10 protein-coding genes are annotated in these 15,572 nt (G+C 40.4%); 2 read left to right on the plus strand and 8 right to left on the minus strand.

The annotated features are described in order from the left end of the window. Window positions 1-21 precede the first annotated feature (21 nt). The 8 genes from OQX61_RS23340 to OQX61_RS23375 form a co-directional block, all read right to left on the minus strand. Entirely contained in the window at window positions 22-1,143 is a 1,122-nt protein-coding gene (locus OQX61_RS23340; RefSeq protein WP_265844251.1) for a glycoside hydrolase family 76 protein, read from the minus strand. A gap of 94 nt (window positions 1,144-1,237) precedes the next feature. Beyond that, on the minus strand, window positions 1,238-3,043 hold the full coding sequence (locus OQX61_RS23345; RefSeq protein WP_265844252.1) for a RagB/SusD family nutrient uptake outer membrane protein: 1,806 nt from the start codon (window positions 3,041-3,043) through the stop codon (window positions 1,238-1,240). Window positions 3,044-3,063: 20 nt separating this feature from the next. Beyond that, window positions 3,064-6,387 carry a TonB-dependent receptor gene (locus tag OQX61_RS23350; RefSeq protein WP_265844253.1) on the minus strand — a complete coding sequence of 1,108 codons (3,324 nt, stop codon included), beginning with the start codon at window positions 6,385-6,387 and terminating at the stop codon, window positions 3,064-3,066. A 386-nt stretch (window positions 6,388-6,773) separates the two neighbouring features. Continuing rightward, on the minus strand, window positions 6,774-8,009 hold the full coding sequence (locus OQX61_RS23355) for a FecR domain-containing protein (RefSeq protein WP_265844254.1): 1,236 nt from the start codon (window positions 8,007-8,009) through the stop codon (window positions 6,774-6,776). 54 nt (window positions 8,010-8,063) lie between these two features. Further along, window positions 8,064-8,657, minus strand: a complete 594-nt coding sequence (locus OQX61_RS23360; protein WP_265844256.1) for an RNA polymerase sigma-70 factor — start codon at window positions 8,655-8,657, stop codon at window positions 8,064-8,066. Window positions 8,658-8,840: 183 nt separating this feature from the next. Continuing rightward, the gene (locus OQX61_RS23365) at window positions 8,841-9,644 is read right to left on the minus strand and encodes a hypothetical protein (protein WP_265844257.1); all 804 of its coding nucleotides are present in this window, start codon (window positions 9,642-9,644) and stop codon (window positions 8,841-8,843) included. 43 nt (window positions 9,645-9,687) lie between these two features. Then, entirely contained in the window at window positions 9,688-10,119 is a 432-nt protein-coding gene (locus OQX61_RS23370) for a DUF6526 family protein (protein WP_265844258.1), read from the minus strand. Window positions 10,120-10,177: 58 nt separating this feature from the next. Continuing rightward, window positions 10,178-10,540 (minus strand): VOC family protein, encoded by a 363-nt coding sequence (locus tag OQX61_RS23375; protein WP_265844262.1) that lies wholly within the window; start codon window positions 10,538-10,540, stop codon window positions 10,178-10,180. Window positions 10,541-10,683: 143 nt separating this feature from the next. Here OQX61_RS23375 and OQX61_RS23380 point away from each other — a divergent pair, with 143 nt between their 5' ends. Both OQX61_RS23380 and OQX61_RS23385 read left to right on the plus strand, forming a co-directional pair. Beyond that, window positions 10,684-11,811, plus strand: coding sequence for a hypothetical protein (locus tag OQX61_RS23380; RefSeq protein ID WP_265844263.1), 1,128 nt, complete (start codon window positions 10,684-10,686; stop codon window positions 11,809-11,811). A gap of 582 nt (window positions 11,812-12,393) precedes the next feature. Continuing rightward, window positions 12,394-15,567, plus strand: coding sequence for a SusC/RagA family TonB-linked outer membrane protein (locus OQX61_RS23385; RefSeq protein ID WP_265844264.1), 3,174 nt, complete (start codon window positions 12,394-12,396; stop codon window positions 15,565-15,567). The last annotated feature ends 5 nt before the right edge of the window (window positions 15,568-15,572 follow it).

Raw genomic sequence — 15,572 nt, forward strand, 5'->3', positions numbered from 1 at the left:
CGGGAACAGCGCTCCCCTGGATTAATTGGTCACCGGGTCAAACAATTGCATAAAGGCTACCCCACTGCTGGCTTCGTAAGACTGAATAACACCTGTTGGACAGGCGATTTTATAATCTCTGAACATCAGTGTTCTTTTCTGATCACGGTTTATCCAGGCCAGATTTAGATTGGCATGCATCCATTCGCTGTATTGAGTTTGTCCGGCATCCAGGATCAACATTTGCATGTATTGTGCGAAAATTGCTTTCAATACTCCTTGCTCATTCCACTCTCCTTCAGCGGGCAAAACACCTTTACTATCAGACATCTTGTTTTTCGTATAATCTGCAGCGCGCTTCGCATCAGCTAAAAACGATGGATCATTTGTTGCTTTAAACAGCATCACGGCTGAACCGATATATGTGCCCTGGTTATAAGTATAATCTTCAAATCCAGGAGGATTATTCCCTACTTTATGGTCTGCAACCCTTCCGGTTGAAGCCTGGAAAAGATTGGTTCCCGACCAGGCATAAATGTTCTTTGCTTTATCCAGGTAGTCTTGATTTTTGGTGATATTGAACAGGGTCATTGCCGCAATTACCGTTGGGTAATTGATGCAGGCATTTTTACCTTCTACTTTCCAGCTCCATCTCATTCCACCATTTACAGGATCATAGGAATTATCCCAAACGTATTTGAAGCCTGCTGTAGCAGCATCCAGGTGTTTCTGGTCATGAGTCAGCTCATAACCACGTGCTAAGGAAATGATCCACCACATCATGTCGTCATAAATGAAATCATTCACTTCTTTTACCTTCTTCCAATCAAAATTAGAGTATTCGGCAGCTCCTCCCTGATAAATATCATTGACCAGTTTCAAATGTGCAGCACTTTTACTTCTTTTATAGGCTGCCATAGAAATGTCCCAAAAAACTGCCTGTGGCCAACCTACGGCAAGCTCTTTCCGGTCGCTTTTACTAAAATATAATTTTCTATTTGTATCATAGAATGCCGTATTGAAAGCATCGAATGCGTTGTTAGCATCTATCATGTTAAACGTTTTGGCTTGTGTCAATGAGGGGGAAGGTAAAACCGGTCCCTCATTTTTTTTCCCGCAGGCAGCTAGCAGCAGGACTAAACTTATCGCTTTTAAAAGTTTCATCAATCAGAAATTTAAAACGTGAAAGTTCGGGTATTGCTCCTTTTTGGGGAGCAACACCTGAATACTTATGAAAAATTAACCGGAGACAAACACACTACCATCCCGGATTCTGTATCAGCTCCTTATCTACATTCACATCATTTGAAGGTATAGGCCACAAATAATGTTTCTTAGTAAATACCCGTGTTTCAAATGGCACAACATTTAAAAAAGCAGGAAGGTTAGACGTGATGTTTAAGCCATAAACTGGCCCGTTGTCTGTTACTTCCGCGATTTTCCATCGCCTGGTATCAAAGTACCTTACATTTTCAAAAGCTAATTCTACGCGACGTTCTTTTCTAATGGCTTCACGCATTTCCGCCTGACTTGCAGGAACGTTCAAATTGCCTGTTCCATATTGCGGAATACCTGCACGCTCTCTAATCAGGTTTACATATTTAACGACATCAGCATGACCTGGTTCCGCTTCATTTAAAGCCTCTGCATAGTCCAGATAAACATTTGCTAATCTGTACAGGATGTTTGTACGGTTGTCTACTTGCCATTTACCCAATCCCATGGCTTTACGAACAATATAGCCGGTAGTGCTGTAATCACCACCACCAGTTGCTTTTCCTGAATTTCCATTGTTATACAGCTCTGTGATGATCTCTCCATTGGCCGTATTCAACCAGGTACTTCCGTTAAAAGTAATGTTCACATAGAAACGTGGCTCCCTGTTCACCCATGGATTGTAAATACCTGCTTTGGTATATTTAGTTGCCGTGCTTGCAAACCCGGTGTTTACATAACCCGATTGCGCATCATCAATACTCCTGCCATTCGCTGTAAAGAAAGCATCTACCTGATTTTGGGTAGCACCTAAACCACCAGAACCTTTAGACTCCGAGTTTTTACCATTATGATAAGGCGTCATCTCATATTGTCTGGACTGAATAGAGGTTTGCACACGGGCAAAGATGACTTCAGAATTCCAATCGGTCAAAAATACATCACGACAAGACAAATAAGGATCAAAATTGCCGGCAGCATCATTCTTTTTGAATAAGCTATAAGTCCCGGGATTAAACTGAACGATAAAATCTTTATAGACATCAGCTGCTTTCTTCCATTTGCTTACCGATACCGATTGGTTAATGAGTTGTTTCCCGTCTTTATTTCTCAAATTTCCAAGATCCGTGTTGCCGTTATATAAAGGACTAGCGGCGAGCAATAAGGTTTGCGCTTTAAAAGCCAGGGCAACTCCTTTTGTAATGCGGCCATAATTGTCATCATTGGCAGGAATAACAGGCAGGTCGGCTGCAGCTTTATCCAGTTCGGAAGTTACGTATTCTACACATTCATCAAATGAATTTCTAGGCAACTGTATTTGTTCAGCCGGGGCATCTGGTGGAGTCACTGTTTCTCCAAGCAGGATCACCGGTCCATACAGGCGCATGATGTAAAAGTAAAACATAGCTCTCAGTGCTCTGGCTTCTGCTTTATACCTCAGCTTTTGCTCAGGAGTGATGTCATTAGACACCTGATCGATATGGGCCATAAAGAAACTTGCAGAGCGAATTCCGCGGTAATAGTTTCTCCAGAAATCACCTATAAAACCGGTGTTGGCATCCCAGCTGCCTATGTTCATGGCATTGCTCTGTACAAAGCCCCATACAAAATCGGCTTCATCCGAACCACCAGTCCAGAGTCCGGCATTTTTGCTCCCTCCTGGATTCCTTTGTCCGAATTCATCCGGTACATTGTGGTAAACATTGGCCAGGAATTTCTCTGCTGTTGCTCTGTTGGTAAACGTTTCCTCCAATGTTAACCTATCATTAGGCACCTGGTCAAGGAATTTCTTACATGATGACGCAAGCGTTAAACATGCTATTAAAGTGATATAGATAAACTTTTTCATAATGCTATTTATCAAACGAGTTAAAATTTAATATTTAATCCTAGAGACACATTTGCGGTCATCGGGTACTTGGTTCCATTTGCTCTGCCTTGAGATGCATTGGTGTTCAGTTCAGGATCCCATAATTTAAACTTGCTAAACGTTAACAGATTGGTACCAATTGCATAAACTGCCACGTTACCCAGTTTGAATTTTGAAGTGAAGCTTTTAGGAAGGTTATAACTGATCTGAGCACTTTTCAACCTCAGGAAACTGACATCTTTCACCCACCATGAACTCTCTAATGAGTTGTTGATGTTTTGCGCTTCTCCATAGGCTAAGCGAGGGTAAAACACATCCTGAGCAGGATTCTCAGGCGTCCATCTGTCGCTGATGTTACTGAATACGTTGCTGTCTCCACCATTAAAAGGGATGATGCCATTACCACCCAGCATGACATCCGCATTTTCCAGCGCCTGGAATAAGGTGCTGATGGCGAAACCTTTGTAAGATAGGTTGAAGCCAAAACCATAAACCAGGTTAGGAACATCTCCCCTTCCGATTCTGGTTTTATCATAATCGTTGATCACCCCATCGCCGTTTAAATCGCTGTATTTAATATCTCCGGGCAAGATACTGGCCTTCGATCCCGGAACAGCGCTTGCATTAATTTCTGCCTGAGAGTCAAATAGTTTCTCGGCAACATAGCCATAGCGGGAAAGTACATTATCACCAATACGGCTCATCCATGGATACGGTTGTTGCGGGCGATCGTCTCTAATCAACTTATCCTCGTTATAAGTAAGGGTTCCTCTCAAACCAAGATCTACCTGACCTAGTTTCAGATTATATTCTAAAGTTGCATCAATCCCTTTATTATCGACTACCCCAAGGTTCCCCCATGGTGAATTGGTTAAGCCAATAAAGCCTGGAATAGAGCCCCTTTGCAGGAAGATTCCGGTACGGTGTTCTTTAAAAACATCCACAATGACATGAAGGTTATCATTTAGGGTCCGGAATTCCATTCCCAAATCCTGTTTTCTTGATTCTGCCCAGGAAATATCTACGCCATAGTCGGTCACATTAATTCCTTTGTAACCCGTGAAGTTCTTTCCAAATTGATACCCATTGTCATTTTCTGAAACGAGTGTTAAATAAGCAAATCTTCTTCCGTTGATCTCTCCAATTCCGGTGACCCCATCAGAATACCTGAATTTCAGGAAGGAAATCGTACTTCTAATCGGTTCCCAGAATTTCTCATTTGATGGAATCCAGCCAATTCCAAAAGCTGGAAAGGCACCATAACGTTTTTGAGGCGCAAAAAGCTCTGAACCATTGTATCCGAAGTTAAATTCCGCAAAGTAACGGTCATCATAAGAATAGGTAGCACGAGCGGCTAAACCCAGCATACGCTTAGGGATGGAGGTGGTAAAATCTCCGGCAAATGGTTCGGTCGCATCACTGGCATAGCCAAGCATTAAAGCGTCTACTCTGTGTTTACCAAATGCACGGTCATAATTTAACGCAGCTTCTGTATAGGTTTTCCGGTTTCCGTTACGGTCTGGATTAAAGCTCAGGTAATTTCCACCACTCGCAAATGTTTCTTTTAAATTTAAGCTGCCATCTGGTTTGTACGGAGAATTCGTTCCCGGCAAATTTTCAGGGAAGTAAGTACTTTCTCTTTTCGATCTTTTGATGAAGTTTTCATTATAGGAGTCAAAAGAAAACATACCTGTCGCGGTTAAGCCTTCTGTCAGCATGCTCAGATCCTGGGTTAACCTCAGATTACTGTACAACTGGTTTTTAAACTCAGTCCGGTAACCTCTTCTGGTTAAGTCCGCATAAGGATTCCTTTGTCCGCCGTTAGACGCTTTCCCCGGAATAAAATTACCCGGATACATCACTGGATAGATGACCGGAGAAATGTCCATTGCCGTTCCGAAAATATCTTGTGTATTCTCACCAGGATAATTTCCGGTAGAAGCATACCCTTGCAAGCCCAGGTCCAGCTTGGTGGTCTTAGTGAGTTTCAGGTTTAAATTACTGGTAAAATTATACCTGTTGTAATCTAATGAAGAATTGTATTGTTTCAGGTCGTTTGTCTTTAAAAACCCGGTCTCATTGAAATAAGCTAAAGACACATAATATTGTGCTCTGTCTACCCCACCACTGGCATTCAGATTGGCGCGTCTGTTATTGCTGTACTTATTCAGGATTTCGTCCATCCAGTTCACACTTGGATAAAGTAATGGATCCACCTTAGCAGCAGTTTTACCGATATAATCCGGGGTATATTGTACAATTCCACCTCTGCCTACACTGGCTTCATTGGCCATGTTCATATAGGTCAGTCCTTCTGCCATTTCTGGCCTTTTGGTAAAGGTACTCATGCCTTCATTGTAATCGAACAGGATGGTATTCTTACCCACTTTACCTGTTTTTGTTTGCACTAAAACGACCCCATTGGCCCCTCTAACCCCATAAACTGCGGTTCCGGAGGCATCTTTCAGGACCGTAAAAGATTCAATATCTTCCGGGTCAATATTATCAATAGATCGTTCTACCCCATCTACCAAAACTAAGGGGTTACTTTTGTTTCCTCCAAAAGTAGAGATTCCACGAATCCAGATGTCGGCGGTACTTCTACCAGGCTCCCCACTTCTTTGCACACCAACTACACCGGCGATACGGCCGGCAAGAGACTGTGTCACACTCGCTACCGGTTGTTTAAGTTCCTTTGAACTGATGGTGGATTGTGCACCGATCAGGGAAACTTTTCTTTGCGTTCCAAAACCAACTACCGCTACTTCTTCCAATGCTTTTTCGCTGGGCTTAAGGGTGATGCTTAGGTTTTTCTCATTGGTTACGGCGACTTCCTGTGTTTCATATCCGATATAGGTAATGATCAGTATGGAACCAGGTCCGGGAACGGTGATGCTAAAACTACCATTCACATCTGTGGAGGTAGAAACCATACTTCCTTTCACTTTTACGCCTACTCCAGGGATGCTTTGTCCTTTCTCATCCAACACAATCCCTCTCAATAATATATCTTTCTTTTTATCCAGAAAATCAGTCTTTCTGGTCAAGAAAATCGTTTTATCAACCAGGACATAATTAATGGCAAGTCGTTTAAAACAAGCTTCCAGTGCTTCTTCCAAAGAGGCATTGGTTACTTTAACGGAGAGGTTTTCTTTTGCCGGATCAAAGTCGCTGCTGAAGAAAACATATCCTGTTTGTCTCTTTATTTCTTTTAGTATCGTTGAAAGTGGTTGATTATTTTCTTTCAGCGTAACGCGCTGTGCGGTGACAGCGGCGCTTGCCTGTACCAAGGCTATCATGAGGATGAAAGTGGTCAATTTCATTATCAATAGCAGTTTAGGGGCTATCCGAAAAACGGACAGGCCGGGATTAAAAGCATTTATTTTCATTTAGCTTAGAAATTGCCCAAATGAGAGGAATAGCAGAGAATTTTGATCACTTGAAGGGATGTAATCTCGATACCGTTTCTTACATTTGGTTGGTTTGGGTTAATACAGATTGTTCAGATTTTATTTTCCGATGATATCATCGGATGGGTTAGCTCAAACTTATCGCCAGGCAATGGCTCGAATCATTGTCTGGTTTTTTCATTAGAGGCCCTTAGCTACGCTCAGCTATGCCATCGTATCTTTCTTTCCATGTTCAGTTTAGTTTAGGTTATTTGGTTAAAATTATTTGCTCGGTTAATGCTGTTGTCTAAAAGGCGGGTCTACTGGTTAGAAGTGATGATTATTTTTTTTCTTTCTGGTTCTTTACTATTGACTTCCACACGGAATTTTATATTGGCATAGCTTAACAGCTTCATTGCTTTTGAGGCATTCAGATTTCTATATACTTCTCCTTTAAACTTATTGTCAGGTACTTTCCCTTCGTAGGCTACTTCGAAATTGTACCACCTGGAAAACTGGTTCATGACCTCGTAAATATTGGCGTCTTCAAATTTAAACAGTCCATTTTTCCAGGCCACAGCAGTAACTGTATCTACTTTTCTCACCTCAATCCCCTTCCCAACCAGGCTCTGTTCTCCGGGAGTAAGCGTTCTTTCAAAAACACCGGAACGTCGCACTTTTACACGGCCTTCCAACAACGTTGTAGCACTGGATGGCTCCTGGTCATAACTACAGACATTAAAATGAGTACCCAGTACTTCCACTTCCTGATTTCTTGATTTTACAATAAAAGGCTTTCCGGATTGTCCTTCCGCTTTAGAAACTTCGAAATAAGCTTCACCAGATAATTCTACTTTTCGTTCTTTTAAACTGGCCAGTGAGGTGGCATATCTTAAAGAAGAGGCGGCATTTAGCCAAACCCTGCTTCCATCTGGTAAGACCACCTGATATTGTCCGCCGGCAGGTGTGGAAATGGTATTGTATGAAATTTCTCCTTTATTATTGTGGTTTGCTTCCGGATCATCTTTTAGTTCGTATAGTAATTTCCCATCCGCCATTTTAGTGATACTTAGCCCTGCCTGTTCCGCGACTTTTCCATTTTCAAGGTCGGTCAACGCAATCTGTTTTCCATCGGCGAGGGTGAGGTATGCTTTATTTCCACCGGCTTGAATGTCGTGTTTGGCCAGATCCTGAATGGTGATCTTCGGTTTAGCGCCAAAATGTTCATAGAAATAAAATCCGGTAGCGGTCAGAACCAGCAATACCGCTGCAATGGAAATGACTTTTTGCCATAACCAAATCCCCTTTCCACGATTGCTGTTCTCCTGAATTCTTTGTTGCAATGCATGCCAATCTTCCTCCCGGTTATTGTGATCCATAAACCGGAGTTCTGCTTCCATCCCTTGCTCCGTACACAGCGCTGCTACAAATTTTTGCTGTCCGGGATTTTCACTTAACCAGTGCAAAAACTCCCCTTCCTCAGGAACGGTTAGTTCATGACGTAGATAGCGAAGTATTTGTTCAGCACGATTTAATAAAGGAGTATTGTCCTGCATACTTATAATGATCCCTTGAAATGATTTTAGGGTGAAAGATATTATTGTTTTTTTTTAATTATGCTTAAAGTGCTGAAAAAGAAAGATCAGCGCAAGGAAAGATTCCGGACTAAGTTTCAGTCTCAACAACTGTAAAGCCCGTTTTTTCTGCGTTTTAACTGTATTAATAGAGATTCCCAACTGGTCTGCGATTTCCTGGTTCTTCAATCCTTCGAGGTAGCCCATTTTAGAAATCTTTCTACATCCTTCAGGAAGCGTAGCAATAGCTGCATATATTTCTCCCAACACTTCTGCATGGATCATCTTATTTAAGGCAGAAGCCTCTTCCACAGGGTCAGGATCTTGCAAGCCCATGTATTTATCAACCACTTTATCATGGCGTAAATGCTTCAAACAAGCGTTCTTCACATTGACATATAAAAAATTGCGGATCTGAATCAGGTTCGAAGATACTTGTTCTTTTTGATTCCAATAACAGATAAAAGCTTCCTGAACGAGATCTCTGGAAGTTTCTTTATCATGAATAATGGTCCAGCCATAATAAACTAAACGATCATAATAGGACTTGTGAAGCAACTCCAGCACTAGCTCAGAAGCGACTGCATCTTCACTCTGTTCTGCTTTTAACTTCCTTTTGCCTATAATCATGCTGGATTGTTATACCTGTTTGTAAAGCGAATATAAAGTTATGCCTTGAACCTGCAAATATAATTATCATTTAATCTCTGCGTCCCGGAGCTTAATAAACTGTTTAAATTCCGCTGGAGACAACCCGGTTTATTTTAACCTGGTTGAATAACAATTCCCGCAGCCATAAATGATAAGCACAGCCTAGCCTTTATAAACCATGCCTAATTTCTTGAAATTTTCGCGGGCATTAGCCAGATTGGTTTCAGGTGTAGACAAGCAAGCGAAGGTTTGGTATTCATCAAAATGAGTTCCTATAGCGACTAACTTAAGGTCGAACGCTTTTAAATGGTTATTAAAATATTGCAAGATTGCCTCTTCCCATTCTTCTGCATTAGAAACCTCCTCTATTTCAGATTCATTTGGATAAGGTAAATCAATATTTAGTTGTTGCAGCGTTTCCAGATCATTCAGTTCCATCACGCCGGTTTCTACCCATTCCTTCCATTCAAAAGAGACTAACCTATTTGCTTCCTCTAATGCTGAAGAAACTTGTCCCCATATCCAGGTTACATCAGCTTTCATCTTTTTAGGGAGTTTTTTAGAAAAAAGTTCGCGCTCAGTTTGTGTAAAAAGGGAGGAATACAGCGTTAACATTTCTGTCCGGATATCCAGGTCCTTCAATGCAGGGCGAGTTAGTAGTTCATACACAATTCTACTCCATAATCCATCCAGTTCCTCAGTGTCATCTTCATCTAAATCATCTTCAATATCTTCTGCATCCTCATGTAATTCGTAGTCATCCAGTCTTGTCTTTTTTATACATATTGCTCCTTCCTGAATATACATTTCATAGGATCTCTCGTCCATGAAATTGGTATAGAATAAAATTCGATTGGGAAAAATGTCATGTACGAGGTCTTCCTCACTATCAAAATGAGATTTTCCATCTACTTTACCATATCTAGAGGTGATCAGCAGGAAGTCGGATACAGGAATGGGATTCATATTTTAATATTTTAAAAAAGGTAAAAGTTTGTCTTAATAATTTTTAAACCCGGGTATTGTCTGGCAACCATACCTTAATTGATTTCTTAATCTCATCCGGATGGAGTCCTTCTAAGATAGCACGCTCTACCAGGGCCGGAAGCTCCGCGTCTGAAGCAAAACGAAGCGCTGCAATCTGGCCAAAACTCAACTGATCCTCCAGCAAATCCAATCGCTTGCCGGTAAGTACGAAATATCGAAACTTCATTTCAAGCAATACGATCCGGTTTTGAAGCGTCAGTGCATAATGCTGGCGCAGCATAAAAGAGAGCCATCCAACCACCACAAAAACAAGCGCCAGAAAAGTCCATAACCAAAAATCGCCGGTACTCTTAAAAGCCTTACTCATACAAACAACGAGTCCGGCAAAAATCAGTGGGTAAAAGAAATAGTGATGCGGTGTATAATAACGGCTGTGGTTCTTATAATTTTGCATAAGGGTCAGGATTTAGAAGTACGATGAAGATACAATTTCTGTTAACAAACAACGGGAATCAAAGAGACCAGACAGCGAGCTCATATCCATCAGGGTCTGTAAAATGAAACCGTTTACCGCCGGGGAAATTGAAAATCTCCTTCGTTATAGAACCGCCAGCCTTTATTACCTTCTTTTGGGTCGATTCAATATGCTCCGAATAAATAACAATTAAAATACTTCCCATTACAGGGACCCCCCGGGTAAAGCCTCCATCCACATAATCGCCTTCAAAAGCAGTATATGCAGGTCCATAATCAGTAAAAACCCAGTCAAAGCTTTTTGTATAAAATTCTTTGGCTTTTATGATATCCTTAGAGAGGAATTCGATGTATTGCACTTGTTCGTGCTTTAATTTTTTTGGTGAATCAATTTGAGTCATTATATCAGAGATTATTTAGTTCAATTAACTTGTTCCAAGCAATATACCGTTTTTCACACCTCATTTATAAGATTATTCAGGGACAAGTGCTCAATACTATAATTTATTCTACCAATAAATTATATCTTTCCGAAAAAAAAGAAATGAAGAAAACCAAACTACTAATCCTATCCCTGTTTATTGCCAATTTCAGTTACGCCCAAACCACATTAATGGATAGTTTAATTCAAAAAAACTACTCCAGCTTTAAAAAAAACAATAACAACGCTTTCGAAGGTAAAGGCTGGACAACCTTACAGGATGAAATGAGCAAAAGCAATTCTGTTTTATTGGGCGAGGTACATTTCAGCGATGAAGTCCCTTACTTCACAAACGCGGTTATCAATAATATTAAGTTCGACAACTATTTTCAGGAAATTGATCAATATACAATCAACACAATATCAACCAAAATTAAATCCTTATCCCCTGCTGAACTGGACAAATTCCGTAATGAATCAGGTTCAGCTTTATCTTTTTTACAAGGTGAATCTGAGTTTGATTTATTCAAAAACATAGTTCAGCAGAATATCAAACTATATGGAGCTGATCAAATTAATATATTTTCAGATGGGTTACTGCTTTCGGAATTGAGTAAACAATCCAAAAATGCTAAAGCAAAAGAAATTTATAAGCAGATGATCGCTAATTCCGCTGCTTTTGACACAAAAAACAACACCACATTCTATATGTTCTCTGACGATTTTCTGGCAAAAATGAACGCATTGAGCGCTCTGAATTTATCAGCCAACGAGAAAGAGCAGCTTGAAGAACTAAAATTAAGCAAGGAACTATATTCAAATCGAATTCATCGTTTAAGAGTTCAATACATGAAACACCTGGTTTTTGAAAAACTCCCTGAATGGAAAGACAAGAAGAATCTTTTCAAATTTGGTGCTAATCACCTGCCTAAAGGAGAGAGTTTAATGGAAGTATTTGATATTGGTAACCTGGTTTCCAATATTGAAGAGGCAAATTACCGGAAGTCATTACACATTATGCTCATCGGAAAGCAAAAAGGTGAAACATTGGCTGATTTAGATCAATTTAAATCTTTCTTAACCGTCGTTAAAGATGACAATTGGTATGCTTATGATTTAAGACCATTAAAACAAGCAATCTCTAAAAAGAAGCTTAAAGTAGAGGATTTGGCGCTGGAAAGAATTATAAAAGGTTACGACTATTTGGTTTTCATTCCTGAGCTTACTAAAGCCACAGATAGGGGGAAATAAGTCAATTCATTTTACGGACAACACCATGGCTAAGAGAGGCTGTATCATTGATGAAAAATGATCAGCCTCTTTTTTATGATTTATAATTTAACTTTTCAGATTCTCTGAATCTTTTTTTTAAAAAATCGAAAAAAGCCCTTTTCCCAGCCTGTTTTTTTCCTGACATTTTGTGCTATTACCAATAATCCCCATCCTATTTCGACTTTTTCCTTCCCGGGAAGCATGAACCGCCAGGATTATTTTCGGCTGAAGTTTTCTTTTTAATTAAACTCAACAGATGTACTTTACTTCAACAAAAGGTTTTATTATTGATAAAAGGTGTTAAAATCTCTTTACAGGAGTACTAAAACCTGACTAAAAACTATAGCCTCCGGGGCCAGATCACAACAAATAAGTATAAAATACCGATTTTAATTAACATATCAAAATAAATGACGGCAAGAGCAGTCATTTACAAAGTTTTATACTTTTTTAATATGTCACAGTAATGTCATTTAAGAGTTTTAGAAATAATATCTGAATTTCTTAACTTTTAAACTGATTATCTTCAAGTATTATTAACTAACCTAAATTTTCTATTTTATGAAAAAACTTTTACAAAGTTTGCTCATTCTGATGTTTATCACAGGCACTGTGATGGCACAGAATCGAACAATCACTGGTACGGTTACAGATAAGGAAGACGGAACTCCGCTTCCCGGGGTAACTGTCCGGATGGTAGGGACCAAGATTGGTACCCAAACTGCGGCAAATGGTAAATATTCATTGAGTATACCTACAGGTAATGCTCAATTAGAGTTCTCTTACCTGGGATATATCTCCCAAACCATTAACCTGGCTTCTTCCAATGTGGTGAATGCTTCTTTAGTTATTGACTCTAAACAATTAAATGAGGTAGTCGTTACTTCCTTTGGTGTTCAGAAGCAGGCGAGATCAATAGGATCAAGTATTGGAAAGTTAACCAATGATCAGATTACTCAGGTTGCTGAGCCCGATTTATTGAAAAGTATGCAAGGGAAAGTGGCCGGGGTAGATATCCGCGCTTCCCAGGGTACTCCAGGTTCTGCAACACGTATTCAGTTGAGGGGTAATACTTCATTTACCGGCGACACACAACCTTTGATCGTTGTGGATGGGATACCTTACAGTAATGATCAGGTAACGACATCCAGTCAGCTTGGTGGTGGTGGTGCTTATGGAAGTGGTCTTGGTAATCTTGATCAGAATGACATTGCTTCCATGCAGATCCTTAAAGGGTCCGGAGCTGCTGCATTATATGGATCACGTGCCTCAAATGGGGTGATCCTGATTACTACTAAAAGTGGAAGTGCTTCAAGGAGCAATAAGGGAATGGAGATTAACTTCAAAAGTTCCGCATCCCTGGAGCAGATTGCCGCTTTACCAGATCTTCAAAATAGCTTTGGTACAGGATCTTACGGCAACTACTCTGCTTCAAACGGTTCATGGGGACCTAAATTTGGAGGAGCATTAACCACTATTCCTGCATGGCCCGCTTACCTGGCTGCGTATCCTGAATTATTCCCTGATAAAACCGTTCCATACCAGGCCCATCCGGATAACGTAAAAAGCTTATTTAAAAACGGATATGTGTTTGAGAACTCTATCAGTTTTAACGGAGGTGATGAAAAAACTGCATTCGTTGTGACAGCCTCACAGTTAAACCAAACAGGTTATGTGACGAATTCTTCTTATGACCGTTCCAATATTTCCGTAGGGGGAAGTTCAAAATTATCTATGGGCATCAATGTCCGTGGTAATTTAAGTTATAGCCGTTCTACTCAGGACGGTGGCTATTTTGGAGAAACTCAGAATGGTGCTCCTTCTTTGTTTTCGCGTTCCCTGTTTTTGGGGCGTAACTGGGATTTGACGCTCCCTTTTGAAGATAAAAATGGCAATAGTATCATTTATGCCGGTGCAGGTCAATTTGACAACCCGAAATGGTCGGCTAAATACAATACGACAAATACTGCTGAAGAAAGATTTATTGCGAACATGAAAGTCGATAAGGATCTGACGAAATGGGCAAACCTTTCCTTCGCCCTGGGAACTAACGTAAATACGCTGGGTCGTAGAGAGGTGATTGAGATCAGTTCAAGAGCTGCCGAGGGTTTAGGTCGCTTAACAGTAGATGACTATCGCAAGCAGGAAATTGAATCTACTACCCTATTAAACTTAACACCAAAATTTGAAGGTGATTTTAGTTTGACAGGATTGCTTGGTTTTAACTTTAACCAACGTACCACTACCCGTATTGTGGATTTAGGAAATAAATTTATTGAACGTGGTATTCATAGTCTGAGAAATACTTCGCAACAAATATTTCTTGGCGATTCTTATGCCAGAAGAAGAATCTTTGGCCTTTTTGGAGAGGCTACTGTAGGTTATAAAAATTATGCTTTTATTACAGCGACCGGACGTAATGACTGGTCTTCTACTCTACCGGTAAACAATAGAAGTTATTTTTACCCTGCAATTTCAGGCACATTAGTATTTACTGATGCTCTGGAGATCCAAAGCAGTATACTTGATTATGGTAAATTACGAGCTAGTTATGCAAAAGTAGGTCGTGATGGAGATCCTTATGGTACAAGTAATGTGTTCTTATTTGGGACAAACTTCCTGGGTATACCTAATGCGGCCTTTAGTACTGTAGCGAACGATCCTAACCTGAAACCGGAATTCACCAAAGAGCTGGAGTTGGGTACTGAACTCAGCTTTTTCGACCAGCGGGTTAATCTGGACTTCGCTTACTACCGCAAAATTTCCACCAATCTGATTGTCCCTGTTCCGGTTCCAGCCAGTACAGGTTTCGACTTCTACAATACTAACCTTGGTGAGATCAGTAATAAAGGTGTAGAGATTCAGCTGACTGCTGTTCCGGTGAGAACGAAGGATTTGAAATGGGCCCTAACAGCTGCATTTACTCACAATAAAAATATAGTTGAAAAATTGAGAGAAGGTGTAACCAGGGTTGACCTTGCAGGTACTGCTGCTTCTACTGGTTATTCTGTATATGCAGAAGCAGGTATGCCTTATGGTTATATCAGAGGAACAACCAGTGCGCGTGATTCCGATGGAAATCTGTTAATTGACCCTGGAACAGGCGCATTAATTGATAATATTGAGCAAAGCTTTATTGGAGATCCAAACCCTAAATTTAAATTGGGCGTAACCAATTCTGTCACCTATAAAGGAATTACCTTAACGGCATTGGTTGATTATACCAAAGGTGGAAGTGTTTACTCTACAACGATCCAAAATGAGTTAGGTCGTGGTACTGGAAAAATCACTGAAGACAGAGAAACCACCTGGGTTATTCCTGGAGTTTATGGTGATCCAAATACTTATCTGCCAATTCTAGATGCCAATGGCAATAAAATTCAAAACATCACAAGACTGACAACCAACGATTTATATTTTAACGGAGGTGGAGCGTCAACATTTGCAACTAATGGTGCTCATGAATGGAGTGTTTATGATGCAACCGTAATTAAATTAAGAGAAGTTAGCCTGGGCTATACCCTACCAAAGAAACTGTTTGCTAAAACGCCGATCAGTGCACTGCGGGTAAGTGTTACCGGAAGGAATTTATGGTTCTATGCACCTAACACCCCTAAGGGAACTAATTTCGACCCTGAGACCAACAGTTTTGGAGCTACAAATATCCAGGGTATAGAGTTATCAACTGCTCCGACAGTGAAACGTTATGGGATTAATCTTAATGTAACTTTTTAAAAAAT

It is taken from the genome of Pedobacter sp. PLR (assembly GCF_026239675.1).
Taxonomy (GTDB): Bacteria; Bacteroidota; Bacteroidia; order Sphingobacteriales; family Sphingobacteriaceae; genus Pedobacter.

Excerpts from the sequence above, each read along its gene's own strand:
- OQX61_RS23340 (WP_265844251.1), bottom strand. The coding sequence starts at position 1,143 with ATGAAACTTTTAAAAGCGATAAGTTTAGTCCTGCTGCTAGCTGCCTGC.
- OQX61_RS23345 (WP_265844252.1), bottom strand. The coding sequence starts at position 3,043 with ATGAAAAAGTTTATCTATATCACTTTAATAGCATGTTTAACGCTTGCG.
- OQX61_RS23350 (WP_265844253.1), bottom strand. The coding sequence starts at position 6,387 with ATGAAATTGACCACTTTCATCCTCATGATAGCCTTGGTACAGGCAAGC.
- OQX61_RS23355 (WP_265844254.1), bottom strand. The coding sequence starts at position 8,009 with ATGCAGGACAATACTCCTTTATTAAATCGTGCTGAACAAATACTTCGC.
- OQX61_RS23360 (WP_265844256.1), bottom strand. The coding sequence starts at position 8,657 with ATGATTATAGGCAAAAGGAAGTTAAAAGCAGAACAGAGTGAAGATGCA.
- OQX61_RS23365 (WP_265844257.1), bottom strand. The coding sequence starts at position 9,644 with ATGAATCCCATTCCTGTATCCGACTTCCTGCTGATCACCTCTAGATAT.
- OQX61_RS23370 (WP_265844258.1), bottom strand. The coding sequence starts at position 10,119 with ATGCAAAATTATAAGAACCACAGCCGTTATTATACACCGCATCACTAT.
- OQX61_RS23375 (WP_265844262.1), bottom strand. The coding sequence starts at position 10,540 with ATGACTCAAATTGATTCACCAAAAAAATTAAAGCACGAACAAGTGCAA.
- OQX61_RS23380 (WP_265844263.1), top strand. The coding sequence starts at position 10,684 with ATGAAGAAAACCAAACTACTAATCCTATCCCTGTTTATTGCCAATTTC.
- OQX61_RS23385 (WP_265844264.1), top strand. The coding sequence starts at position 12,394 with ATGAAAAAACTTTTACAAAGTTTGCTCATTCTGATGTTTATCACAGGC.